Genomic DNA, 24,004 nt, shown 5'->3' with positions numbered 1-24,004 from the left:
AGTAGTTTGTATTTTAGCGTCTTTCTGAAATGTTAATTATATTAGCGATAGGGTGAACTGCCTTATTATGCAAACAGAAAAAGACCTTTATTACATAGATTTATTTGCGGGATGCGGGGGGTTATCGCTTGGCCTACACCATGCCGGCTGGAAAGGTCTTTTCGCAATCGAAAAAAGCCCTTTCGCTTTTAAAACTCTCGAACACAACCTAATTAACAAGAAAAAACATTTCTCTTGGCCGGTTTGGTTGCCGCAACAGCCACACGACATCAATAAAATTTTAAAATACCACTCAGCCGACCTGATTAAACTTCGGGGAACTGTTGATATGATAACTGGCGGACCACCATGCCAGGGGTTTTCGACAGCCGGTAGACGTGTAGAAAGTGATAACAGGAATAAGCTAATTAATTCTTACATCCGCTTTGTCGAGCTTGTTCAACCCACGGTATTATTTTTTGAAAACGTGAAAGGGTTCACTTTAGAGTTCGATAAAAATAGCACCAGGGGCAAAAAATATTCTGACTATGTAATAAATAAGTTGGATGGCCTCGACTATGATGTACATGCCGAACTGGTTAACTTTTCTGATTACGGGATACCACAGAAAAGATGCCGATTCATATTGGTAGGTGTTAAGAGAAATAAAAATGGCAATACACCTGTAAAAGCGGAATCGTTTTTTCACAAAATAAAAAAAAACCGGCAAGAATTTCTTGTAAATAAGGGACTGGAGATTTCTGTTTCTCTTGAATCGGCAATCTCTGATTTATTATTTGCCAATGGTACCCGCCAATTAGAAATATTTAAAAGCTTTAAATTTGGCAAGTATTCGTCCCCAACAAATAAATATCAAGAGTATTTAAGAAAAGACATTCCTATTGGTAACGAGATACCGGATAGCCACAGATTTGCAAATCATTCTCCGGCTATTATTGATAGGTTAAATTTGATACTTGGCAATGCTCCAAAAGGGAAATCGCTCGATAAAGAATTCAAGAAAAAATACGGCTTAAAAAAGCATACCTTAATACCACTTAACGGTGCTGACCAAGCTCCAACTATTACTACCCTTCCAGACGATTATGTCCATTATTGTGAGCCGCGAATACTCACCGTTCGGGAATACGCGCGCTTACAAAGTTTTCCCGATTCATATGAAATACAAGGGAAATACACGACCGGCGGTAAAGCAAGGGTGCTAGAGGTACCCCGGTACACACAAATAGGCAATGCCATTCCCCCTCTTTTTGGTGAACAAAGTGGCGTAGTTTTACGCAAAATTTTGTTGGGATGAATGAAGAATTCTTTAGAATAAGTTCAGGTTTAAAAAATCTGATCGGCTCGGAATTAATTACTGATAATTTCGTTGCGGTATTTGAGCTGGTCAAAAATTCCTTTGATGCAAAAGCACATGAAGTCGTTATTCGTTTCGAAAATTTAGAATCTGATAACGGCAAAATTGTGATCCTGGACAATGGCAAAGGAATGGATTATGATGATCTTTTAAATAAGTGGCTATTCGTTGCATACTCTGCAAAAAAAGACAAGTCAGAAGATGCAGACGATTACCGGAACCGTATAGACCTAGAGCGTTTCTATGCAGGCGCAAAGGGCGTTGGGCGTTTTTCTTGTGACCGTTTAGGCCGGTATCTCAACCTAATCTCTATCAAGAATGAGCCCAATGCCAAAATAGAAAATTTAAATATTGACTGGCACCTTTTTGAAAATGACCAAAAAGAGGAGTTTATCAATATTCCCATTCAACACCAAGTTTTAACTACCTGTCCATATCCGATTTCACACGGTACCATATTGGAAATAAGCGGCATTCATAAAGACGAGTGGACCAGGGATAATTTAAAACGTTTAAAAGACAAATTATCCAAGCTTGTTCGCCCAGACTTAAATAAAACCGTAAAAGAAAAAAACTTCAAAATAAAGCTAGAGGTTCCTGGAGAATTGGGGCGTGACCGGGAAGAAAAGATCAAACGAGAGAAAAAAGGCGAAAGCGAAGGTTCTATTTATTACAACACTGTCAACGGTGAAATAGAAAATTTCATATTTGAGGCACTGAATATTCGCACTACAAAAATTACAAGTTCGGTTTCGGTTAATGGTGACAAGGTAATTACAACATTAAACGACAGGGAAACATTTATCTACGAGATTGAAGAAGTTAATAGGTTTAATGAACTTAAGAACACTTCAATAACACTCTATTTTCTCAATAAGTCATCGAAAGACGTATTCAAGCGAAGGATGGGAATTAGGGCGGTTGATTATGGAAGTGTATTCGTTTATAAAAATGGATTTCGGATTTATCCTTATGGCGAAAGAGGTGACGACTCACTTGGTATTGATAATCGTGCCGTACAGGGGTATAACAGGTATATAGGTTTGAGAAACCTCATTGGTCAGCTGGATATACAGGGAAATGATTCTGACCTTAAGGAAGCAACCAGTAGGGATGCCGGGCTTGTGAAAACAAAAGCGTATTACCAACTGGCTGATGCCAGCCCATACGCAGACAGTTTGTTGATTGATACTTTAAAAAGGCTAGAAAAGTATGTTGTCGAGGTTACAGAATGGGGCCTTAATGATGATAATTATGATGTTAAAGATAGTGAGAAAGCAAAGGAAAACTTGGTTAAGCTCATATCTAATATTGTAGATGATAAATCGCTTTTGAGAATAGACTATAATAAGGACATTATAAACATTCTTAATCAGCAAGAAGAAAAGAGTGCTAAAAAACTTGTTGCCAATTTCAAAAGGGTTGCTGCCGAGTCACAAGACCAACAATTGTTAAATGACGCTAAGGCTTTAGAAGCGCGAATTAATAGGCAATCAAATGCATTAAACTCCGCGAGTACTGAATTAAAGGAAGTCAAGGAGAAAGGGAGAAAACTTCAGGAAGAGCTTGAACTGCAAATTGCAGAGACGCTATTTGCAAAAGCTGATAGGGGGACCGATAAAACCGACCTTTTAAGCGTTCAGCATCATATTTATAGGCATTCCGCACAGCACATTACAGGCTACATTGACCAACTTGTTAAATTAATTAACGAAGGGGCATCTAAAGATGATCTTTTGAAAATGGCCAGTCGCATATCTTTTGAGAACAAGAAAATTATTACGCTTTCAAGATTTGTAACTAAAGCACAATTCGATACCACCGTAACTAAGATAGAAGCGGACATCGTTAGCTTTATTAACGAATATGTCGTAAACGTTTACCAGCAGTATAAGCATTTGATAATGAATAACCAGAACCTTAAAATCACTGCGAGTGCACCAAAAGGACTTAAGTTTACGATGTCTTTCAGGCCAATAGAGGTGATAATAATTTTAGACAACCTGCTTAGTAATGCCTTTAAAGCAAATGCCAAAAATGTTTCGGTATCTTGGAGCCAGTTGTCAAATAACGAAGTCGAAGTTCGCATAAAAGATGATGGTGTCGGTATTCCTGATGCTAATTTATCTAGGGTATTTGATCCACGCTTTACAACAACTAACGGGTCTGGACTCGGTCTATACCACACGAAAGATGTGGTCGAAAAGATGAAAGGAACAATATCCGTTAGCAACAACCTAAAAGGAGCTGAATTCACAATTAGATTTAAAAAATGAAGTTACATTACCGGATCTTATGGATTGACGACCAGATAGAAGACTATATCGACTTGGGGATTAAATCTGAATTTGAAGCCTATCTAAGTAGTTTGGGCTTTAAACCAACCGTTCAAACATTTGAGAACGGCAAGAAAGCGGAAGAAGCAATTCAGACGGTAAACTTTGATTTGATATTGTCGGACTATAACATCCAGGGTGGGGATGACCAGGGTGATGTTCTTATACAAAAAATTAGGGACGGCGGTGTATTTACCGAGGTGTTATTTTATTCCGCTCAAAGTAATTTCGAGGAAATTGCAAAAAGTCTCTATCGAGATCGAGTATCGTTTTTTAGCTTAATTAATGATGAAGGTATGCGCGAGTTTCGTGAGCGAGTCTTTAGGTTAATAAGGCTTACTATCGCAAAACTGCAAGAGTTGAATAGTATTCGTGGTTTAGTAATGGCCGAGACAAGCGAGCTAGACAATACAGTTGTTGATATTTTGACTACATTCTTCTCTGAGCAAAGCGATGAGGCTGCTTCCTTGCGCACTTATATTATAAAGGCGATTAAGGAGTCTACCAAGGGAAATCAGGATCGTGCAGCAAAATTGGATGATTTTGAAAGCGCTACAATTTTAAAGGAGCGCATTTTCGATGCCGACAAAAAAGCTAGGGCTATTGGTAAATTACTTAATATAAAAAAATTAGATCAGCAAGACCCGTTTAAAAACTTCTATGATAACTATAAAACTGACGTAATCGATAAGCGTAATGATCTAGCCCATGCCAAAAGCGATACAATAGACGGCGTTGAATACTTAATACTATCAAGAAAGGACGGCGAACATCCTGAAAAATTTGATCAGGAAAAATGTATTGAGATTCGTAAAAATTTGCAAAAACATGCAGATATTTTAAAAAAGATTAGGGAAGTCACATTGCCGCTTCCAAGCTAATAAATTTACAATAAGGCAACTGGAGCCTTATCTCACTGGACTTGCATTTAAGTATTTTAGAATTTAGCCATTGAGCAGTAATGAAAACTCAACATTTTAGCATCATATGCTATAAATAAAAATGATGAACCTTTTGGTAATTGCATATAACCTTGTATTGCCTCATTAAAATAGTTACCTAAAAATTGCAGTTCACGTAAATTCTTAATTGTAAATATCATTAAACGACATTCGGCATTTGTTACTAAAAGCTTTTGAAAGTCATATTTAATTCCGCTAAAAGGTGTTTTTCCATCACCCGTCCTCCTTGGATTCCATTCACATTCTACCGCAAGTGGTAATGATCGAACTGTATAGGGGTTATCAGCATCTAAATACCAATGTATGTCAAATAGCCACTCTCGGTTTACGAATTCAACGCCAATCTCTTTTAAATCTTGTTCGTTCAAACCATTAGCGTAAACCTTATATCCTAAATGATGTCCTAATTTAATTAATTCTTTCTTTATAAAACGAGTTCGTTCCGGCCGTGTAAGACATTTGAAATATGACTCCATCGAATCCCCTAAGTGATAAACAATGATATCGGTGTTTAAAGTTAGGACTCCAGAATAGGCAACAGAATTATAATTTTTCCAAGTAATAGTCATTTTTTAGCAATCAGGCGTTTAATTATAAAAATTTATTTTGTAAAGTTTCATTCCCTGATTAAATCACTTGTTAAATATGAAATTCTGTAACAACTTCAGACATAAGAGCTTCTGTTAATTGATTTATTGACTCTAATTTTTTTATGGTTATTTGGTGGTTTACCCCAATGGCGTGTAATAAACGATATTCATGGACAAGTTTATTTCTAAGGTCATAAAAAAGTTCTGTTAAAGTCATTAAAGAATTTTTTATTAAATCAGTGTAATCCGGGTGATTTGTGTGAACGAAAAATTCTAAAATTTCTGTTTTAACTGCTTGCTCTAAAATATGCGATGGTTGTGCATAAACATTAAATAAAGATTGAATCAAGCTTTTTTGCTTTTGCATATCATTCAATATTTCCTTCAATCTAAAGCTGTTTAAGTTATTCAATTGGCTGCAAACCTTGTTTGAAATTTCGTAAGGAAATATTTTCGACATGTAAATCTCAACAACTTGATACAGCATCAAAAACCTTGCTACCGGGTCGTTTTTCTTTTGAACTAACCTCTTAAATAAGTGCGTGACAAAGGATTCTCCTGAAAGTACCGCATTTGCCTCCTTTAATCTTAATACATAAACACCGTCTGGACGAACAACTGGTTTGATTTTTAGATATTGGTCTTCTAAATATGAGTGGGTATTTGTTATTTCAATAAGATTTTCTTTGCCAAATACAACGAATCCAGAATGAAATAAATTTCCTAGATAATTATCTATGTTGAAGTTTGGGATTCCCGCACAGTATTGATCGCACAAAACCAAAATCATCGTATCGTTGTCGAAAAAGTCGGTGATTTTATAAGCACCTGAATTTATTTCTACATCTTTAGTTTGTAACAGACTATTGTTGGAAAAAATATATTCAAGAGCAAAATATGCATAACAATATGTATGCTGATTTAAATCCAAAGTACCGGCGTCAAACAAAGCGTCAAGCCTAAAAAAGTAACCAACCTTTCCAGCATTTGCCGCGAGACCATCAATGCGAACATCAATTATTTCGGATTGTAAATGAAATGCATTTTTAAATAAATGAACAGTTGCAGTATAGCCCTGAGGAAGTCGCTGTTGGGGATAAGGGGAAGTTAAGGGAATTGTCAGCCCGTTATAGGTAGGACTTGTGAGCTCAAACGTAACAGAAGTTGGTAAATTAACAATATTAGATACCGTGAAATTATGTGTCAAGTTAATTGAATTGGCCTCGCTAAGTACTAACATATTCTACTTATATTCTTTTTCTACTCTTAAGTTATCATATGCGAATAATGCAGCTTTTGAGAAATTGAGATACTCATCAGCTTCAGGATTTAACAAGGACCGAAAAAAATATTTAAAATAATAACGCTGGTCATTACCTATTTTCTTTGACTTTTCCTTAATTAAATCGAACTGTTTTAATAGCTGACGGAAGGCCGTGTCCCAGTCGTCGCCGTCTGTAGAAATTGCAGAAACCGCCACTCGAACATCTGATAAGCTAATATTCTTCGCTTGTTTCAGAAATCCGACAGCAGCTCCAAAACCAGTAATAGCTTGCGATTTTTTAAATATATCCAACGGAGTTTTTCCAAATGGTTGTGAATTTAGGCGAAAGGCAGATTCTTCCTTATCAATAGTAAATGCCCATTGGTTAGATTTCGTAAGTATAGTCTCCAAAAATACTTTATGGGTTAAAAGAAACTCTTTAAATAAATCTTTGTCATCACGTTCTAATTTAAGAGCATCTAGACTTCGTATATTATCTAGAATTTCAACACGTTCAATGATAGCTTCGTTTTTTTCTATATAAGAGTTTAATCCGTCAAGTATAGTTTTAAAATTGAAAGATGTAGTATTGTTCTCGACAAGGTTTTCGTCTTTGTCTTTGACGATGTTTATGCCTTCAATGCCAATCCTAGAATAATCAATATATAAAATCTCCATTAAATGGCGAGTTGACATAGTAGTTTGGCCAGTATTTAGTGTAATCATTCTATAAAGTAGTCCGATACGATTTAACCCAAGATATATTTCCGCGCGTATCCTATGGGCATAAAAGTTTTCCAATACACTACCTGCTTGTTTTTTTAGGTCTTCTGCAAGCCCCATCATCACGAAAGTTCTTTGTAATCCATCGATAATTAGGATATCCTTAATCTGAACAGCTTTATTTATCAACCTTTCCGCGCCAATGAAATCGTCCTCGTCGTTGATTGTCCCAGCTTTTTCATCAGGTATAGCTAACACAATAGAGGGAATCAGACAGCTTCTTAGCAAATCTTCTTGTAGAATTTCTTTAATTTTTGATCGGATTACTCTTTTACGTTGAAATTCATTTTTGTCAATTATATCTTCTGCAAAAGAAAGATATTCACCAATAGAGATTTCCACAAGAGCATTGTAAGCTGTTATTCTTTGGTCATATAGAATAGATCGTATTTTCATTTGTTAAAATTGAATTTCAATCTAAAGATAATTAGTTTGAAGACAGTGTATGATAAATAATTTGAACATAGTGATTTAAGCAAGCCATGTTTTCGCCATGCGAAAACTAAGCTTGTCGGGACACCCGAACCCGAAATACTTCACTTTGTTCAGCACTCAGAAACGGCGGTTAGGCGACATCAATTGACGTGTGCTAGAAACGTAAACTGAGTCGCCTGTGGTAAAACCGCCTCTGCTGTCGTAACCCTCCGGGAACAATAAGGCCTTTGGTACGAACCCGAGCAGAATGGTGGCGCAGTGATTTAAAATACTGCCGCCATCAATCGCAGGGGGTTGCAACTCTTTGAAGTTGACGATCAAGTTTCAAAAAGCGGATCGGGACGATTAATGATTAACTGATCTCACCGTCACCGATTACCGCTTAGAGGGGCGTGCCAACCTCGGTATCTTTCATTGATGCTTTACAACTGTTCTATGATAAATCAACCATACAGCTGAGTAAACCTTTAACATCATTCTATGAACTTTCCTTATTTCTTTATAGTGAAGTTCATCGTTACCGCCCTTAACATAAAGTGCAGCATAAAGCCATTCATGCAGTTGATCCCTGTATTGATCTATGCCTGTTTTTTTAAAGACATCTCGCATTGTCTTTAAAGGGTTCAGCAATTCCTTTTTTGTTAAATTTTTAGGGTACCAGTCTAATTCAAGTTTTTCCTTTTCAACTTCGGTTGCGGTAATAACGATATTGCCGGTTGTATCAGCATGGTAAAGCAAGTAGCAACTTTCTAATAGCCGAATATTCAAATCATAAGTAAATAGCAGGCTTCCCGCGCCGTGATTTTTATCACAATAACTTTTGTCGTGCGTCACAAAATATCGCCACTTTTTCAGCTTTTTTTTGTGACCGTAGACCCAATCAACGACAAAGATCTCATTTATAACTAATAGCGGATTTACCACCTCTCGGTATTTAAGTTGCTTAATACTGCTTTCCCAAGGTAAACGATCCGCTTTTTTCATTTCAGATTCTCATTTAGCTCCTTAACTCGTTTCTGATACAAATTAAATAGCTGCGAAGCGTGTACCGAACCATCAATAGTTGTATTTTACAATGATGCGGTTGTTTCGTACATTTACGTTTTAAAATACATTTGAGTTATGGCAGAAGCAGCTTTACATATCGGTAGGAAAATTGGACGTATCCGAGAATTGCGAGGCATGAAGCAGGAAGCTTTAGCAGCGGAGTTAGGTATCAGTCAACAAGCAATTTCCAAGATCGAGCAAAGTGCTGATGTTGATGATAGTGCTTTAAAAAAAATAGCCAAGGTATTAGGTATAACTAAGGAGGCTATTAAGAACTTTAATGAAGAGGGTGTAATAAACTATTTCAATACATTTAATGATAATAGTTTCAATAACGGCGCTTACAATGCGTTCGGCTGCACATTCAATCCATTAGAAAAATTAATGGAGGCTATAGATAACAACAAAAAGCTTTACGAAGAAAAGGTTGCTTTACTTGAGCGCTTGTTAGCCAGCGAAAAAGAAAAAAACGAGCTACTAAAGGGCAAATAGGTTCATAGGGGATATGGCGGACAAGCGGAATCGTCATCGGCCTTTAACCGGTCATTATTGCTGAATAACCGGTGCAAAAGCTTCTCCACCCGGTCAACTGACATTTCCAATGGCGCTTCCAGGTCGGTATCCTCCAATGACCTGTACCAGTTATGCAGTTCCTGTAACTCTTCGGGTGTTAACATCTGGAGCCGCCACTTTTGAGCCAGTAAAAGAATGTGGGTTTTATAGTTCTCTAATTCCATATATTCAGGTAGCTTAAAAGTACTTAAACTGTTCCAGCCTGTCAACGACGATCACCACCAGGATCTCCATTACCTTCGGTTTGTTCTTGGTTTATGCTGCCTGTGGCGGTTGCGACCATGAATCGCTTCGTCGTCGATGTCATCGCTTATTTGAATGTCAATATCATTAAAGCCGCTATCGCCATCAGGAATGGTAAGAGAATAAGGAATACCAGCATCCTGATCTGTTTCCAGTGATCTTTCTCTATCTGGCTGATCTTCTGTTCCAGTTTGGTCAGCTGCTGTTGGTTCAGTACCGTTATATCCAGTACCTTTTGAACCGCCTGTATAAAGTTCATTACTTCTTTCTCCGTTGCTTCCTGCTGCGGTGAGTTCTCCGTAGATTTTTCTTGTCCTGCTGTTTGCTTCGCTAACTGCTTTGCTGTCTCTAATTTGCTCATAATCTAATTTCTTGATGATCTCTGCCCACTTGAAGCTGTTGCCTAATGTCTGACCCTTTATTTTGAAGCCCTGATGAAAGTAAGTGATGCCGGTAATGCGTCCGGTGGATGCCTGGTTAAACAGAAAGCTGATGCCCGCTCGTTCGCCCATTTTAATAAAGTCGGCGAGGGAGAGGCCGCGGTGTTTTAAAAGGTTCTTCAACATCTCCTGCATAACCATCTTTTCGGATGGCTTACCCGTTCGTAACACCATTTCAATTTCGTCCTTCTTAGCGGCTCTTTCAGGCGTTCTCTGGCTTGATTGCACCGTGGTCAGCCCGAATTGTTGTTCGATGTGCCGTAGGATCGCTTCACTCTTCTTGTAATTGTTGCTATCCGATACGACCTCGCCGTCAAACGTTATCCTGTTTGCCAGTAAATGGATGTGCGGATGCTCTGCATCATGGTGCCTGAAGATAAAATACTGGTTATTGGTAAAGCCATTGGCTTGCAGGTAACGGTTTGCTATTTCCAGCAGCTTATCATTAGACAGCACATCATCTTTATGAAAATTAAGGCTGGTATGATAAACGTACCTGTTAAGGTTTGGCCGCTGCTCCCTTACCATCGCGATCTCGCGTTTGATCATATCTTTTTCAAGGCTGCTGAAGTTCGTTTCCAGTAATTCCGCGCGCTGGTTTGAATCAGGGTGGTAAAGCTTTTTCAGATTGTAGGTCAACGCTCCCATAAAGCTTTTACCAATTTTCTGGCTCGCTATCATCGAGTAATAGTTTAATGATGGTTTCCTGCTGCCTTTGCAGCACTGCGATCAAACTCAATATCCCGGTGGGCATGATGTTGGCATTTGCTTTTCTGGCCAGCTGGTTAAGGTTGACACCTATCTTTTTCAATTCGAAATACGTGTTGCTGTCAATCTTCGGCATTTTAGGGTGAGGAAAACGGCCTTTGAAAAATCTTTCCCTCATCAGTGTACCCGGCGCTTTACCACACAGCGCAGCTACGCTTTCCAGCTTTCTTAGTTCGGCAGGTGTAAGCCTGACCGTAAAGTTGATCGAGCGGCGGTTGTCTTCACTAAGTGATGGTCTTGCCATTGCGGACGGTTAATTGATGAATCAGACATGAGTACCGCAGTCACAAAATTAGCACCGCCCGAAAACCGTCAAGGGTATATAAACAGCGCAATCTTTCATTTTTTGGAGGTGCGCTGCCCTTGACCGTTTTAAGGCTTGCTGCTACCAGCTGTTTAAGTGGTACAATGGTCTGGTGTGTATTAAGTGTTGGTTGGTTTTAATTGGGCGGTTAACGGCCACCCTTTGTTCTTTCTTTTGCCGGATCAAATATCTTCATGATATCCTCGTACTTGTAGTAGATAATCCCGCCTACCTTGGTGAAGGGCAGGGTGCCGTTCACCCGGAGGTTTTGTAAAGTCCCCGGCGAAATCTTCAACAGGTTTTTAACCTGGTAGCTCTTCAATAACTTCTTTTGTTCTTCGCCTGTTCCATTGGTTTTTCTGATCTCGCTGATCAATCTTTCCTCTAATTCGATCAGGTCTTGTTTGGTCACAATCTCTATTCCTGCCATGATTAATAAATTTTGCTTGAATACCTTTTTGATTACTTCATTATGGCAGCAAAAGAACTTATTTGGCAAAGTCAAAAACAGTGAAAGGGGGTGAAGATTTTTCTTCACCCCCTCCTTATAGCTATTACAATTTTCAACTTTTGACTGTAGCTATTTTAATGCACGATCAATCTGTTTATACTAAACAGAAGTGTCGTTAACTAATTTTGAGCGTAAAGCTTTCATATCTGTACTCACCTTTTGTTCCCGCACACGTGCATAGATTTGCGTTGTGGTAATTTTTGTATGACCAAGCATCCTGCTTACAGATTCGATCGGAACACCGTTGCCAAGCGTTATTGTTGTGGCAAAAGTGTGCCTTGCCATATGGGTAGTCAAATTTTTGCTTATGCCACATAGGTCAGCAATTTCTTTTAAGTAAGCATTCATTTTTTGATTGCTTTTCATTGGTAAGATGCGCCCGGAGTAGATACATTCTTCGTGGTTCTTGTATTTTCTAATTATATCGATAGCTTGTGGCAGCAAAGGAACGTTGGCGGCAATCTCCGTCTTAGTTCTGCTTGTTTTGACCCACATTTCACCATCCTTACCGGCAACAATATTGGCCAAAGACAACTTTGATGCGTCTATGAAGGCATATCCTGTGTAACAGCTGAAAAGGAAACAATCCCTGACCTCTTCCAGTCGTTTTACAGTGAAAGTTTTTTCAGCCAACCTTTTAACCTCGTCCTCAGTAAGCTCTTCCCTCTCAACTTTTCGGGTCGTGCACTTGAAGGCGGCAAACGGATTTGACTCCAGCCAGTGATTGTCGACAGCGATAGAAACTATTCTTTTAAGCCTTTTGATGTAAGCCATAACAGTGTTATGATTGATATTGCATTCGATCTTCAAATACTTCTCAAAACCTGTTACAAAGCCATATTCAAGAGTGTCGAGGTAAATATCATTCTTTTTGTACTTATGATGTATAAATTCAGCCACCTTGCCACGTATTGTCTTATACTTCGTTAGGGTTGCCTTTACATAGTCTTTGCCAATCAGTCGTTCAATATCCTTATTGTGATCGTCGAAAACTTGCAGAAGTGTTCGCCGCTCATCAGGCACACCAGTAAATTTATTTTTAATCTCTTCGGCAGATATATAATCGCTGTTCTTTTGCAATTCGCTGTAGATCCTGAAGATTTCTTCCGAGACTTGATGGATGTGATTGTTGACAGTACGTACTTCATTGCCGCTTCCTTTCATGAAGCCGGTCTTAGCATCCCATTTTTGTGGATTAACTTTCTTTTTTAGTGAGATCTCCGCTCGCTTGCCCATTACCGTAACTCTTGCGTACAGTGGAATAAGGCCATTAACATCTGACTTAGCTTTGTTCGCCCAGATCAGGATCGAAAAGCTGTTGGAATTTTTCATAAAACACCCCTTTTTTAGGTAACCGAATTAATAATTTTTGAACTGTTTTGATGCTGTTTGCATCTACTTAATTCATTAAAAATCAATTAATTAAATCTGTATTCGGTTACCTAAATTAGGTGATTCAAACAGGTAACCGAATAGGTAACCGAGAGAATCATAAAACTTAGTCTGAAACGAGCGCTTTTGACATAAAAAAAGCGCCTAAATCGTTGATTTAAGCGCTTTCGGTGGGTTTTGACACCCTTTTAGCGGAATGGACGGGACTCGAACCCGCGACCCCATGCGTGACAGGCATGTATTCTAACCAGCTGAACTACCACTCCGTTTTTGGGTCTGCAAATATAGCTACCTTTTTGTATTAGGCAATACATTTTTTAAAAAAATATCGCTTTAAGCAGTGATATAAACTTAAGTGCTTATAAATGTGCTGGTTTATTTTTAATAAATCGTTACAAACACCATGTATATTAATTTTAATTTGGCCGGCAGTATTTTTCAGGCCGATTTATAAACTATATTGTAGCACTATGATTGACAATTTAATTCAGACCTTTCGTTGGTTTGGCCCTTCTGATCCTGTTACGTTAAAGGCCATCAGGCAAACTGGAGCAATCGGTATTGTTACGGCCTTATATCATGTGCCCGTTGGCGAAGTGTGGCAGCTTGAAGAGATACAGCAGCGTAAAACAATGATAGAAGACGCCGGCCTTACCTGGAACGTGGTAGAAAGCGTTAACGTGCACGAAAGCATTAAAATGGCAGGTGCAGAGCGTGATGGGTATATTCAAAATTATGTCTATACGCTTCAAAACTTATCCGCCGCGGGTATTAATGTGGTGTGCTACAATTTTATGCCGGTGCTCGACTGGACACGCACAGACCTTGACTACCGCCTGCCTAATCATGCCTCAGCTTTGCGATTTGACACGAGGGCGCTTGCAGCTTTTGATCTGTTTATCCTGGAGCGTACAAGCGCCAATGGTGATTACAATGCGCAACAGCAGGAGGCAGCAAAAAAATATCTTGATCAACTAAGCAGTGAGGAGATAAATCAACTTACCAACAACATATTGGCCGGACTGCCCGGAACAAATAAAATTTATACCATTCCTGAATTCAAAGAGTATTTAAAAAGTTATGCGGATACCAATGCTAACGCATTGCGTAATAACCTTGAGTATTTTTTGAAAGCGGTGATCCCTGAAGCGGAGCAGGCAGGAGTGAAAATGTGCATTCACCCTGATGATCCACCATATCCGATTTTAGGCTTGCCACGCGTAGTTTCTACTGAGAGTGATTTGAGTAATCTAATTAATGTTTGTCCATCTTCGTCAAATGGCTTAACATTCTGCACCGGTTCGCTTGGTGCACGTCCTGATAACGACCTGCCCGGTATGGTTGAAAGGCTCGGTAAACATATTCACTTTTTACACCTCCGGAATGTTAAGCTTGAAGCAGACGGCAGCTTTTATGAGGCCGATCACTTAGGAGGCAGTACAGACATGTATGCTGTAATGCGAAACATCATCTTGGAACAAAAAAAACGTACAGATGCCGGTCGTGATGATGTGGCCATACCCATGCGGCCTGATCATGGACATAAACTGCTCGACGATTTTAACTATAACACCTATCATGGGTATTCGGCAATTGGCCGCTTAAAAGGACTTGCTGAGCTACGTGGTTTGGAAATGGGTATAAAAAGAGCGTTATTTGACAGGTAACCAATTAAGTCGCCGCTACTGATGAAAAGCTTTCTGGATGATAATTTTTTACTGCAAACCAAAACTGCGCAAAGGCTTTATCATGAGTTTGCGGCGGGAATGCCGATTATCGATTATCATTCGCACTTACCACCCGACCAGATAGCTGGTGACATACACTTTAATAATCTTACCCACCTATGGCTTGGCGACGACCATTATAAGTGGCGGGCAATGCGTGCCAATGGGGTTAATGAAGACTATATAACCGGAAGTAAGGGCGATTACGAAAAGTTTGAAAAGTGGGCCGAGACGATTCCTTACACATTGCGAAACCCGCTTTACCACTGGACACATCTTGAACTGCGGCGGTATTTTGATGTTTATGACCTCTTATCCGCGGCTACGGCAAAAAAAATATATGATGATTGCACCGCGAAACTGCAATCTCCTGAGTTTAGTGTTCGGAAGTTAATAACAAAGAGTAGGGTAGAGGTTATTTGTACTACTGATGATCCGCTTGACAGTCTTGATCGTCACAGGCAAATCCGTGAAAGCGGGTTTGATGTTAAAGTTCTCCCCACTTTCAGGCCCGATAATGCATTAAATGCAGATAACCTCAAAATTTTAAATGCGTATATCGATAAGCTTGAAGAAGTTACCGGCATCTCAGTAACTAATTATGATGATTATCTCAAAGCCCTTAAATCGCGGCACGATTATTTTGCAGCAAATGGCTGTAAAGTTGCCGACCACGGATTGGAGCACTTATACGCCGAAGATTATTCAGAAGAAGAAATACGGCTGATTTTTAAAAAGATCAAGGAACGAAAAGGCATTTCTGCCATTGAAGCAGCCAAATTCAAATCGGCACTGTTGTATGAGTTTGCCCTTTGGAATCATGAAAAAGGCTGGGTGCAGCAGTATCATTTAGGCGCATTGCGTAATAATAACAGTCGTGCCCTCCGGCAGCTTGGCCCTGATACCGGCTGGGATTCTATAGGCGATTTTTCACAGGGAAGAAATTTATCAAAATTTTTAAACAAGCTTGATAGTACCAATCATCTTGCAAAAACCATATTATATAATTTGAATCCGGCAGATAATGAACTGTTTGCAGCCATGACGGGAAATTTCAATGATGGCTCGATAGCGGGGAAAGTTCAGTTTGGTTCGGCATGGTGGTTTCTGGATCAGAAGGACGGCATGACACGCCAGCTTAACGCCTTGTCGAACATCGGCCTGCTTAGTCGGATGGTGGGTATGCTTACCGATTCGCGCAGCTTCCTGTCATTTCCACGGCACGAATACTTCCGCAGGATACTATGTAACTTATTAGGTAATGACATCGAAAACGGCGAACTGCCTGATGATATTAACTGGACGGGAAAAATTGTGCAGAATATTTGTTATGACAACGCTATAAACTACTTTCAATTCGATTAAATGAACGGTAAAGTATTAACCTTTGGAGAATTGCTGCTCAGGCTAACGCCTGATGCAAATGGCGAATGGATGTATCATAATAGTCTGCCTGTATTTGTTGGCGGTGCCGAATTAAATGTAGCCACAGCCTTAGCTTTATGGGGACTGCCTGCCTCATATTGTACAGCTTTGCCTGATAACGGAATGAGCGAACAGGTTATCACCTATTTAAAAGAAAGAAACATTGATACAACGCCGGCGCATTTAGGCGAGGGGCGTATCGGCTTATATTTTCTTACCAAAGGAAAAGATTTAAAGAACGACGCGCTGATATACGATCGTGCAGATTCGGCCTTTGCCAAACTTAAACCAGGTACCATAAACTGGGATGAGCTACTTGAGGGTGTAAGCTGGTTTCATTTCAGTGCTATTTCTCCGGCGGTTAGCCAAAACGCGGCTAATGTATGCCTTGAAGCGCTAAAAGCTGCTTCAGCAAAGGGAATTACTATCTCTGTCGATTTAAATTACCGCGCAAAATTATGGCAGTACGGACGCTCTCCGCAGGAGATCATGACGCAGTTGCTTCCTTATTGTAATGTAGTAATGGGTAACATCTGGGCTGCTGAAACTATGCTGGGTATTCAAGTAATGCCGGATGTGCACGAAAGCGGGCAAAAAAGCATTTACCTGAAAGAAGCGCAGAAAAGCTCAGAAGCAATTATGGCTCGTTATCCTTCATGTAAGCAGGTAGCCAATACTTTCAGGTTTGGCAGTGAGGGTGAAATAACTTATTACACCGCTTTGCATACAGGTAACAAGTTTTTGACTTCGCATGAATACTGGGTAAATGATGTAATCAGCAAGGTAGGTAGCGGCGATTGCTTCATGGCCGGACTCATTTATGGTTTTTACAACGAGTGGCATCCTGCAGAAGTACTTGAATATGCTACTGCCTCTGCAATAACAAAATTATATGTTGTAAGTGATGCTACCGATAAAAGTGTTAACGAAATAAAAAAAGCCATCAGTTATGAGTAAGAAAGAGCAGGTACTCGACGGTATTATAGCACAAGGCATGCTGCCGTTGTTTTTTTATGAAGATGAGCAGGTTAGCTTAGAGGTAGTCAGGACACTATACAAGGCCGGTGTACGGGTAATTGAGTATACCAATAGGGGTGAAGCTGCTCTCGACAATTTTACAGTAATAAAAAAAGCACAGCAGATTGAATTGCCTGGCTTATACATAGGTGCCGGTACGGTAAAAACAGTTACCGAAGCCGAAGCTTTTATGGCGGCAGGCGCCGATTTTATTGTATCGCCTATAATAAATGCTGAAGTGGGTAAAACAGTGCACAGGCATAACCTGCTTTGGGTACCTGGTTGTATGACTCCCACCGAGATATTCAACGCTCAGCAAAACGATGCGGCACTTATCAAGATATTCCCTGCTTCAATACTGGGATTGAAGTTTCTGAATGCTATAAAAGAGCTGTTTCCGGGTCAGTGCTTCGTACCAACCGGCGGTGTGGAGCTTACTACCGAAAGTATTTCTGCCTGGTTTAATGCCGGGGTTTGCGCTGTAGGTTTTGGCAGTCAGCTAATTAGTAAAGAGGTGTTGGATAATAAATTATACGATCAACTATATAATGATACCATACTTGCTACCGAAATAATACAAAGCTGCAAATAACCTGAATTGTCATGACGCAACCTAAAATCGGCAACTATAGATGGGTAGTGGTTGCCCTGCTTTTTTTTGCTACTACCATTAATTACCTCGACAGGCAGGTACTAAGTTTCCTTAAGCCTACGCTGGAAAAAGAATTTGGTTGGGATAATACCACATATGGTTACATAAATAGTGTTTTTACCATGCTTTATGCCGCCGGTCTGCTGCTTTCGGGCAGAATAATTGACAGGGTTGGCACCAAAATAGGCTACATTTTTTCGATAACTATATGGAGTATCGCCGCTATGCTGCATTCTCTTGCCAAAGGCTCAATAGGTTTTATGGCAGCCCGCGGACTTTTAGGTTTGGGCGAAGCAGGTAACTTTCCTGCCGCTATACGCAGCATTGCCGAGTGGTTCCCTAAAAAAGAGCGGGCTTTTGCAACCGGTGTGATGAATTCAGGTACAAACATAGGCGCTGTAGTAGCTCCTGTGATTATACCGTTACTATTGGGCTTGTATGGTTGGCAGTCGGCTTTTATTGTAACAGGCGCCATTGGTTTTATTTGGTTAATATTCTGGGTGAAATTTTATGATATCCCATCAAGAAAGAAAAATATTGATCCAGCTGAATATGCTTTAATAAATAACGATGCCGCTACCGAAATAGCAGCAGATGCCAAAATAAGCTGGGGAAAACTTTTTGGCTATAAGCAAACATGGGCATTCTTCACCGGTAAGTTTTTAACCGACCCAATATGGTACTTCTTTTTAACATGGCTGCCTGATTATTTTGCAAAAACTTTCCAGCTCGACCTTAAAAAGCCAACTGTACCATTGATCGTTATTTACACAGCTACAACCATAGGCAGTGTTGGCGGGGGATATTTGTCATCCTACCTGATTAAAAAAGGCTGGAAACCGCTTAGAGCGCGTAAAATTTCTATGCTGATATTTGCCCTATGCGTATTGCCAATCATCACTGCAAGGTACACTACTAACATTTGGCAGGCTGTGGCGCTGATAAGTTTGGCAGCGGCTGCTCATCAGGCCTGGAGCGCCAACCTGTACACTTCTGTGTCTGATCACTTTCCTAAAAGTTCGGTTAGCTCTGTTATTGGTATAGGGGGAATGGCCGGTTGTTTAAGCGGGATGGCTTTTCCCATTATTATAGGCCATATTTTAGATTACTATATCGCACTTGGTAACGTTACCTCAGGCTATAACCTGGTGTTTACTTTTTGCGGTTTGGCATATATTCTTGCATGGTTAATTACGCATTTTCTGTTGCGCAAATCGAAGCCGTCACTTACTATCAGAAGCTAATCATATATTTTCAATAAAATCCTGAACACTTGCAGGTGGTATTTGTTAGATTTTGAAAAAACTACAATGAATACCTCAGCCATACAATTAATTCCACTGCAAACGCAAGGCGAGCACAATGATGTTGAGCGTACTATTACATGTGCCACGGCCGAAGAAGCACATAATCTGTATCAATTGGTAAAAGACAGATTGAAAAACATAAGTGGATGGCATGAATTTGTAGGGCATTTGGGGTCAGAATTCGGCATAACTGATACCCAAGGCAACGAAACCTATAAAATTGCTGAAGAAGGTGACCTGTTCTATATAGATATGCCCGGGCCCGGTAGTATTGCCGGTGGTGGATATGATTGGGTGAGGATTGAAATATTAGCTGAACACAGCAGTGAAGATACAGAATATATTGTGATAACAGTGCGCCCGGTAGATAACCCTAAAAACCAGGAAGCCGGTACGGCGCATTTCTTTGGACATGTGTCAACCAATACCTTTATTGCGGAACGTTACCAAAATCACGTTAGCGCAGGTGTATTTGGCCGTAACGAAACTCCTAATACTGAAGGTAACCTTATAGATAAAGTACGCAATGTAGCTGTAGGCCTTGCCGCGCGACACGGCTTATCGGGCCCTCACTGGAAAGTATTTGCCGAAAATATTTTGAAGAAAGAATAACAAAAAAGGCTTGCCGTTTGGCAAGCCTTTAACATTTAGCTTTTAAGCTATTAGTTCAATTTGCGTTTCACTTCAACATTTTCGTAGGCTTCTACAATGTCGCCAACTTCAATGTTATTGAAATTTTGAATGTTCAAACCACACTCGTAGCCTTGGTTCACTTCTTTAACATCATCTTTAAAGCGTTTTAATGATGCCAGTTCACCGGTGTAAATAACTACGCCATCACGGATGATACGTATCTTGCTGTTACGGGTGATCTTACCATCAAGCACCATACAACCGGCAATAGTACCAACTTTACTGATCTTAAAGGTTTCGCGTATCTCAACATTAGCAACAATCTTCTCTTCAAAGGTAGGCGCAAGCATGCCTTCCATCGCAGCTTTAATTTCATTGATAGCATCGTATATGATCGAGTACAACCTGATGTCTATCTGTTCCTGCTCGGCCAGTTTACGCGCTCCGCTTGACGGGCGTACCTGGAAACCGATGATAATCGCGTCAGAAGCGGTTGCAAGCAACACATCTGATTCAGAGATCTGACCTACACCTTTTGAAATGATGTTAACCTGTATCTGCTCGGTAGATAGTTTCAGCAACGAGTCAGAAAGCGCCTCAATTGAACCGTCCACGTCACCTTTAACAATAATGTTAAGCTCTTTAAAGTTACCAACTGCCAAACGGCGGCCAATCTCATCAAGCGTAATATGTTTTTGAGTACGCAAGCCCTGTTCGCGTTGCAGCTGCAGGCGTTTGTTAGCTATTTCACGGGCTTCAACTTCACTGTCAAGCGCGTTAAAACGGTCGCCTGCTGTTGGGGCGCCCTGCATACCCAGCACCTGTACCGGTGTAGACGGGCCTGCCTTATCAACACGCTGACCACGTTCGTTGCTTAACGCTTTTACACGTCCGCTATAACAACCTGCAAGTATCGGGTCGCCTACTTTAAGCGTACCGGCCTGTACAAGCACCGTAGTTACAATACCGCGGCCTTTATCTAAAGCGGCCTCAATAACCGTACCTACGGCACGTTTATTCGGGTTGGCTTTTAGTTCAAGCAACTCAGCCTCAAGCAATACTTTTTCAAGTAATTTATCAATGTTCAGGCCTGATTTTGCAGAAATTTCCTGCGATTGATATTTACCGCCCCACTCTTCAACCAGGATGTTCATACCGGCCAATTGCTCACGCACTTTATCCGCATTAGCGCCCGGCTTATCAATTTTGTTAAAAGCGAAGATGATAGGCGCGCCAGCAGCCTGCGCGTGGTTTATAGCCTCGCGGGTTTGCGGCATAACGCTATCGTCAGCAGCGATAACAATAATTACGATATCGGTTACCTGAGCACCACGTGCACGCATGGCGGTAAACGCCTCGTGACCCGGTGTATCCAGGAAGGTAATTTTTCCTTTATCTTCAGGAAGGGTTACTTCATACGCGCCAATGTGCTGGGTTATACCGCCGGCCTCACCTGCAATAACGTTTGATTTACGTATAAAGTCGAGCAATGATGTTTTACCGTGGTCAACGTGGCCCATTATGGTCACAATTGGCGAACGCGGTACCAGATCTGCTTCGTTATCTTCTTCCTCAAGGTTTGCTTCTTCGTCTTCAGGTTTTACAAATTCAACCTGATAACCAAATTCTTCAGCCACTATTGAAAGTGTTTCAGCATCAAGCCTCTGGTTGATAGATACGAACATGCCCAGGCTCATACAGGTAGAAATGATCTGCGTTACCTGTACGTCCATCATCGAGGCAAGCTCGTTTGCGGTAACAAACTCGGTAACTTTAAGCACTCTTGATTGTGCCTCCTGTTCCATTGCCAGTTCTTCCGCACTTGCAGCAACATCATCACGTTTCTGACGGCGGAATTTTGCGCGCTGGGCAAATTTGCCCGACTTACCTGCGCCGCTTAAGCGTGCAAGTGTAGCCTTAATTTGATCCTGTATATCTTTTTCTGAAGGTTCTTCCTTCGGAGTTTGCGGAGCGTTACGGTTGTTGCCAAACCTGTTATCAGGTCGGCCACCGCCTTGACCGGGACGATTATTCCTGAAATCAGGCCGCCCGCCCTGGCCGCCTTGCTGGCCGCCACCTTGTTGCTGGCCGCCCTGGCCACCGCCTTGCTGCGGGTTAGGGCCACCTTCCTTGCGTTTGCGCTTGCGGCGCTGATCAGCACTGTTGGCGTTTGATGACGAGGCGACCGGATTACGGCGCGGCTCTTCTACCGGCAATTGTATCTTGCCTACAATATTTGGTCCGCTAAGGCGGTTTGCTCTTGCACGGATAACTTCATTTTCCTCGTGCGGAGCTGCTGACTCTGCCGGTGGTTGTGGCGCTGCAGCCGGTTTTTCAACAGGCTTTTCGGCTATCGGCGCTGCAGGTTGTTGTGGCGTTGGTTCCGGCGCAGGAACTGGTGCCGCAGCAGGCTTTTCAGCTACCGGTGCAGCAGGTTCGGGTTTTGGTTCCGGTTTCTTCTCTTCAACAGATTTTGCCTGCTGTGGTTTGTTAAGGCTGTCAAGGTCTATCTTGCCAACAACCTTTACGCCCGGTAAATCACCACTGCGTTCTTCCTGCTTGTTTTCAGCAGCAGGTTCAGCAGGGCGCTGCTTTGGCTGTGCAGAAGAAGCGAACTGACCCGCATTTTTGATCAGAATTTCTTCATTCTCAAAATCGCGTGAACGCCTTGGCTCGGCCGGCTTCTCAGCCGCCGGAGCCTGCCCAACTTCATCTTTGCGTATCTTTCCGATACTGATTTGTTTTGCTTCTTCCTTAATGATCTTATCAGCGGCAAATTCTTTCAGCAAAGTAGTGTACATGTCGTTATCCAGCTTTGCCATAGGTTGCTTTTCAACTTTATACCCTTTGCTAGCAAGGAAATCGACAATGGTACCCATACCAATGTTGAGCTCTTTTACCGCTTTTATTAATTTTATGCTTTTGTCTTCTGACATTTATTATTACTTTCTCTGCTATGCTTTTTGCAAAAATACGATTTTAATTCCGGTTAATTGATTTTATTCAAATTCGGCCTGTAAAATCGATAGTACTTCCTTAATAGTCTCCTCCTCAAGGTCGGTACGTTTTACAAGTTCGTTAACGCTAAGGGCCAATACCGATTTAGCGGTATCTAAACCAACGCGCTTGAATTCATCAAGAATCCAGCTGTCAATCTCGTCTGAAAATTCTTCAATATCCACATCCTCATCCAGTTCATCAGCTTCACGGTAAACATCAATTTCATAACCGGTTAATTTACCGGCCAGTTTAATGTTGTGTCCGCCACGACCGATTGCCAATGATACCTGATCAGGTTTCAGATACACCGCCGCTGTTTTCTTTTCATCATCAAGCTTGATCGACATGATTTTGGCAGGCGACAGCGCACGCTGAATATATAACTGGATATTGTTGGTAAAGTTTATTACGTCGATGTTTTCATTCTTCAATTCACGAACGATACCATGAATACGTGAACCTTTCATACCAACGCAGGCACCTACAGGGTCAATACGGTCGTCGTATGATTCAACCGCTACTTTAGCCCTTTCACCCGGTTCGCGGACGATCTTTTTGATGGTGATCAAACCGTCAAAAATCTCCGGTACTTCCTGCTCGAACAGGCGCTGTAAAAACTCAGGAGCAGTACGCGAAATAATGATCTTCGGGTTGCTGTTCATCATATCAACTTTTGATACCACCGCTTTGACATTATCACCTTTTTTGAAGTAGTCGGCAGGTATCTGCTCGGTTTTTGGCAGTAAAAGCTCGTTGCCTTCATCATCAAGTACCAAAGTTTCTTTTTTCCAAACCTGGTAAACCTCACCGGTTACAATTTCGCCTACGCGGTCTTTATATTTCTTGAATATCTCGTCTTTTTCAAGCTCTAATATTTTTGATACAAGTGTTTGGCGTGCAGCTAATATAGCGCGGCGGCCAAAGCTTTCAAGCGTTATCTGCTCAACGTGCTCGTCGCCAACTTCATAATCTTCATCTATTGTTTTCGCTTCGGCTAATTCAATCTCCAGGTCATCATCTTCACTAAAACCGTCTTCAACAACCTGGCGTGTGCGCCATATTTCAAGGTCACCGTTATCGGTGTTCACAATAACGTCGCAATTTTCGTCGGTGCCATATTTTTTTCTGATCATGCTGCGGAATACGTCTTCCAGCACGCTCATCATGGTAGGGCGGTCAATGTTTTTGAAATCTTTGAATTCCTGAAAAGAATCAATTAAATTAATATTGCTCATTTC

Annotated in this window: 21 protein-coding genes and 1 tRNA gene; 10 read left to right on the top strand and 12 right to left on the bottom strand. The window is 41.0% G+C overall.

Annotated elements, in window-relative coordinates; genetic code table 11:
- Positions 1-67: 67 nt before the first annotated feature.
- From EOD41_RS12425 to EOD41_RS12415, 3 genes are read left to right on the top strand one after another with little or no spacing between them, the layout of a single operon-like run.
- Positions 68-1,297 carry a DNA cytosine methyltransferase gene (locus EOD41_RS12425; protein ID WP_127705354.1) on the top strand — a complete coding sequence of 410 codons (1,230 nt, stop codon included), beginning with the start codon at positions 68-70 and terminating at the stop codon, positions 1,295-1,297.
- Complete coding sequence (locus EOD41_RS12420; RefSeq protein WP_127705352.1) at positions 1,294-3,633, top strand: ATP-binding protein; 2,340 nt, start codon at positions 1,294-1,296, stop codon at positions 3,631-3,633. The genes EOD41_RS12425 and EOD41_RS12420 overlap by 4 nt, the downstream gene beginning before the upstream one ends.
- Positions 3,630-4,574 carry a DNA-binding transcriptional response regulator gene (locus EOD41_RS12415; protein ID WP_127705350.1) on the top strand — a complete coding sequence of 315 codons (945 nt, stop codon included), beginning with the start codon at positions 3,630-3,632 and terminating at the stop codon, positions 4,572-4,574. Before EOD41_RS12420 ends, EOD41_RS12415 begins: the two co-directional genes overlap by 4 nt.
- 56 nt (positions 4,575-4,630) lie before the next feature.
- Here EOD41_RS12415 and EOD41_RS12410 read toward each other — a convergent pair whose 3' ends face one another.
- From EOD41_RS12410 to EOD41_RS12395, 4 genes are all read right to left on the bottom strand, one after another.
- Positions 4,631-5,224 carry a P-loop NTPase family protein gene (locus EOD41_RS12410; protein ID WP_127705348.1) on the bottom strand — a complete coding sequence of 198 codons (594 nt, stop codon included), beginning with the start codon at positions 5,222-5,224 and terminating at the stop codon, positions 4,631-4,633.
- Between the two features lie 70 nt (positions 5,225-5,294).
- A complete protein-coding gene (locus EOD41_RS12405) occupies positions 5,295-6,452 on the bottom strand; it encodes a hypothetical protein (protein WP_164849932.1) in 1,158 nt (385 codons plus the stop codon).
- Positions 6,453-6,488: 36 nt separating this feature from the next.
- Entirely contained in the window at positions 6,489-7,688 is a 1,200-nt protein-coding gene (locus EOD41_RS12400) for a hypothetical protein (RefSeq protein WP_127705344.1), read from the bottom strand.
- 450 nt (positions 7,689-8,138) lie between these two features.
- Positions 8,139-8,711 (bottom strand): hypothetical protein, encoded by a 573-nt coding sequence (locus tag EOD41_RS12395; protein WP_127705342.1) that lies wholly within the window; start codon positions 8,709-8,711, stop codon positions 8,139-8,141.
- Positions 8,712-8,849: 138 nt separating this feature from the next.
- Between EOD41_RS12395 and EOD41_RS12390 the strand changes: the two genes are divergently transcribed.
- Positions 8,850-9,266, top strand: a complete 417-nt coding sequence (locus EOD41_RS12390; protein ID WP_127705340.1) for a helix-turn-helix domain-containing protein — start codon at positions 8,850-8,852, stop codon at positions 9,264-9,266.
- A gap of 2 nt (positions 9,267-9,268) precedes the next feature.
- Here the strand turns inward: EOD41_RS12390 and EOD41_RS12385 are convergent, their stop codons facing one another.
- From EOD41_RS12385 to EOD41_RS12360, 6 genes are all read right to left on the bottom strand, one after another.
- Entirely contained in the window at positions 9,269-9,511 is a 243-nt protein-coding gene (locus tag EOD41_RS12385; RefSeq protein WP_127705338.1) for a hypothetical protein, read from the bottom strand.
- Between the two features lie 69 nt (positions 9,512-9,580).
- The gene (locus tag EOD41_RS12380) at positions 9,581-10,711 is read right to left on the bottom strand and encodes a relaxase/mobilization nuclease domain-containing protein (protein WP_127705336.1); all 1,131 of its coding nucleotides are present in this window, start codon (positions 10,709-10,711) and stop codon (positions 9,581-9,583) included.
- On the bottom strand, positions 10,686-11,042 hold the full coding sequence (locus tag EOD41_RS12375) for a plasmid mobilization protein (protein WP_127705334.1): 357 nt from the start codon (positions 11,040-11,042) through the stop codon (positions 10,686-10,688). Before EOD41_RS12375 ends, EOD41_RS12380 begins: the two co-directional genes overlap by 26 nt.
- A gap of 208 nt (positions 11,043-11,250) precedes the next feature.
- The gene (locus EOD41_RS12370) at positions 11,251-11,532 is read right to left on the bottom strand and encodes a helix-turn-helix domain-containing protein (RefSeq protein ID WP_127705331.1); all 282 of its coding nucleotides are present in this window, start codon (positions 11,530-11,532) and stop codon (positions 11,251-11,253) included.
- A gap of 180 nt (positions 11,533-11,712) precedes the next feature.
- Positions 11,713-12,945 (bottom strand): site-specific integrase, encoded by a 1,233-nt coding sequence (locus tag EOD41_RS12365; protein ID WP_127705329.1) that lies wholly within the window; start codon positions 12,943-12,945, stop codon positions 11,713-11,715.
- A gap of 252 nt (positions 12,946-13,197) precedes the next feature.
- Positions 13,198-13,271, bottom strand: a tRNA-Asp gene (locus tag EOD41_RS12360).
- 204 nt (positions 13,272-13,475) lie between these two features.
- On the opposite strand from EOD41_RS12360, the gene uxuA reads away from it, so the two are divergent.
- From uxuA to EOD41_RS12330, 6 genes are all read left to right on the top strand, one after another.
- Positions 13,476-14,672 carry a mannonate dehydratase gene (uxuA, locus tag EOD41_RS12355; protein WP_127705327.1) on the top strand — a complete coding sequence of 399 codons (1,197 nt, stop codon included), beginning with the start codon at positions 13,476-13,478 and terminating at the stop codon, positions 14,670-14,672.
- 21 nt (positions 14,673-14,693) lie between these two features.
- Complete coding sequence (uxaC, locus tag EOD41_RS12350; RefSeq protein WP_127705325.1) at positions 14,694-16,097, top strand: glucuronate isomerase; 1,404 nt, start codon at positions 14,694-14,696, stop codon at positions 16,095-16,097.
- Positions 16,098-17,114, top strand: a complete 1,017-nt coding sequence (locus EOD41_RS12345) for a sugar kinase (RefSeq protein ID WP_127705323.1) — start codon at positions 16,098-16,100, stop codon at positions 17,112-17,114.
- The gene (locus tag EOD41_RS12340; RefSeq protein ID WP_127705321.1) at positions 17,107-17,766 is read left to right on the top strand and encodes a bifunctional 4-hydroxy-2-oxoglutarate aldolase/2-dehydro-3-deoxy-phosphogluconate aldolase; all 660 of its coding nucleotides are present in this window, start codon (positions 17,107-17,109) and stop codon (positions 17,764-17,766) included. Before EOD41_RS12345 ends, EOD41_RS12340 begins: the two co-directional genes overlap by 8 nt.
- A gap of 11 nt (positions 17,767-17,777) precedes the next feature.
- On the top strand, positions 17,778-19,070 hold the full coding sequence (locus EOD41_RS12335) for an MFS transporter (RefSeq protein ID WP_127705319.1): 1,293 nt from the start codon (positions 17,778-17,780) through the stop codon (positions 19,068-19,070).
- A 66-nt stretch (positions 19,071-19,136) separates the two neighbouring features.
- Positions 19,137-19,745, top strand: a complete 609-nt coding sequence (locus tag EOD41_RS12330; protein ID WP_127705317.1) for a hypothetical protein — start codon at positions 19,137-19,139, stop codon at positions 19,743-19,745.
- A gap of 50 nt (positions 19,746-19,795) precedes the next feature.
- Here the strand turns inward: EOD41_RS12330 and infB are convergent, their stop codons facing one another.
- Both infB and nusA read right to left on the bottom strand, forming a co-directional pair.
- Positions 19,796-22,702, bottom strand: coding sequence for a translation initiation factor IF-2 (infB, locus tag EOD41_RS12325; RefSeq protein WP_127705315.1), 2,907 nt, complete (start codon positions 22,700-22,702; stop codon positions 19,796-19,798).
- A 63-nt stretch (positions 22,703-22,765) separates the two neighbouring features.
- On the bottom strand, positions 22,766-24,001 hold the full coding sequence (nusA, locus tag EOD41_RS12320) for a transcription termination factor NusA (protein ID WP_127705313.1): 1,236 nt from the start codon (positions 23,999-24,001) through the stop codon (positions 22,766-22,768).
- Positions 24,002-24,004: the final 3 nt, after the last annotated feature.

Origin of the sequence: Mucilaginibacter limnophilus (genome assembly GCF_004005815.1) — a bacterium.
Classification (GTDB): Bacteria; Bacteroidota; Bacteroidia; order Sphingobacteriales; family Sphingobacteriaceae; genus Mucilaginibacter; species Mucilaginibacter limnophilus.
Note: the sequence above shows the minus strand (reverse complement) of the source record. Positions and strands in the feature narration are given on the sequence as shown.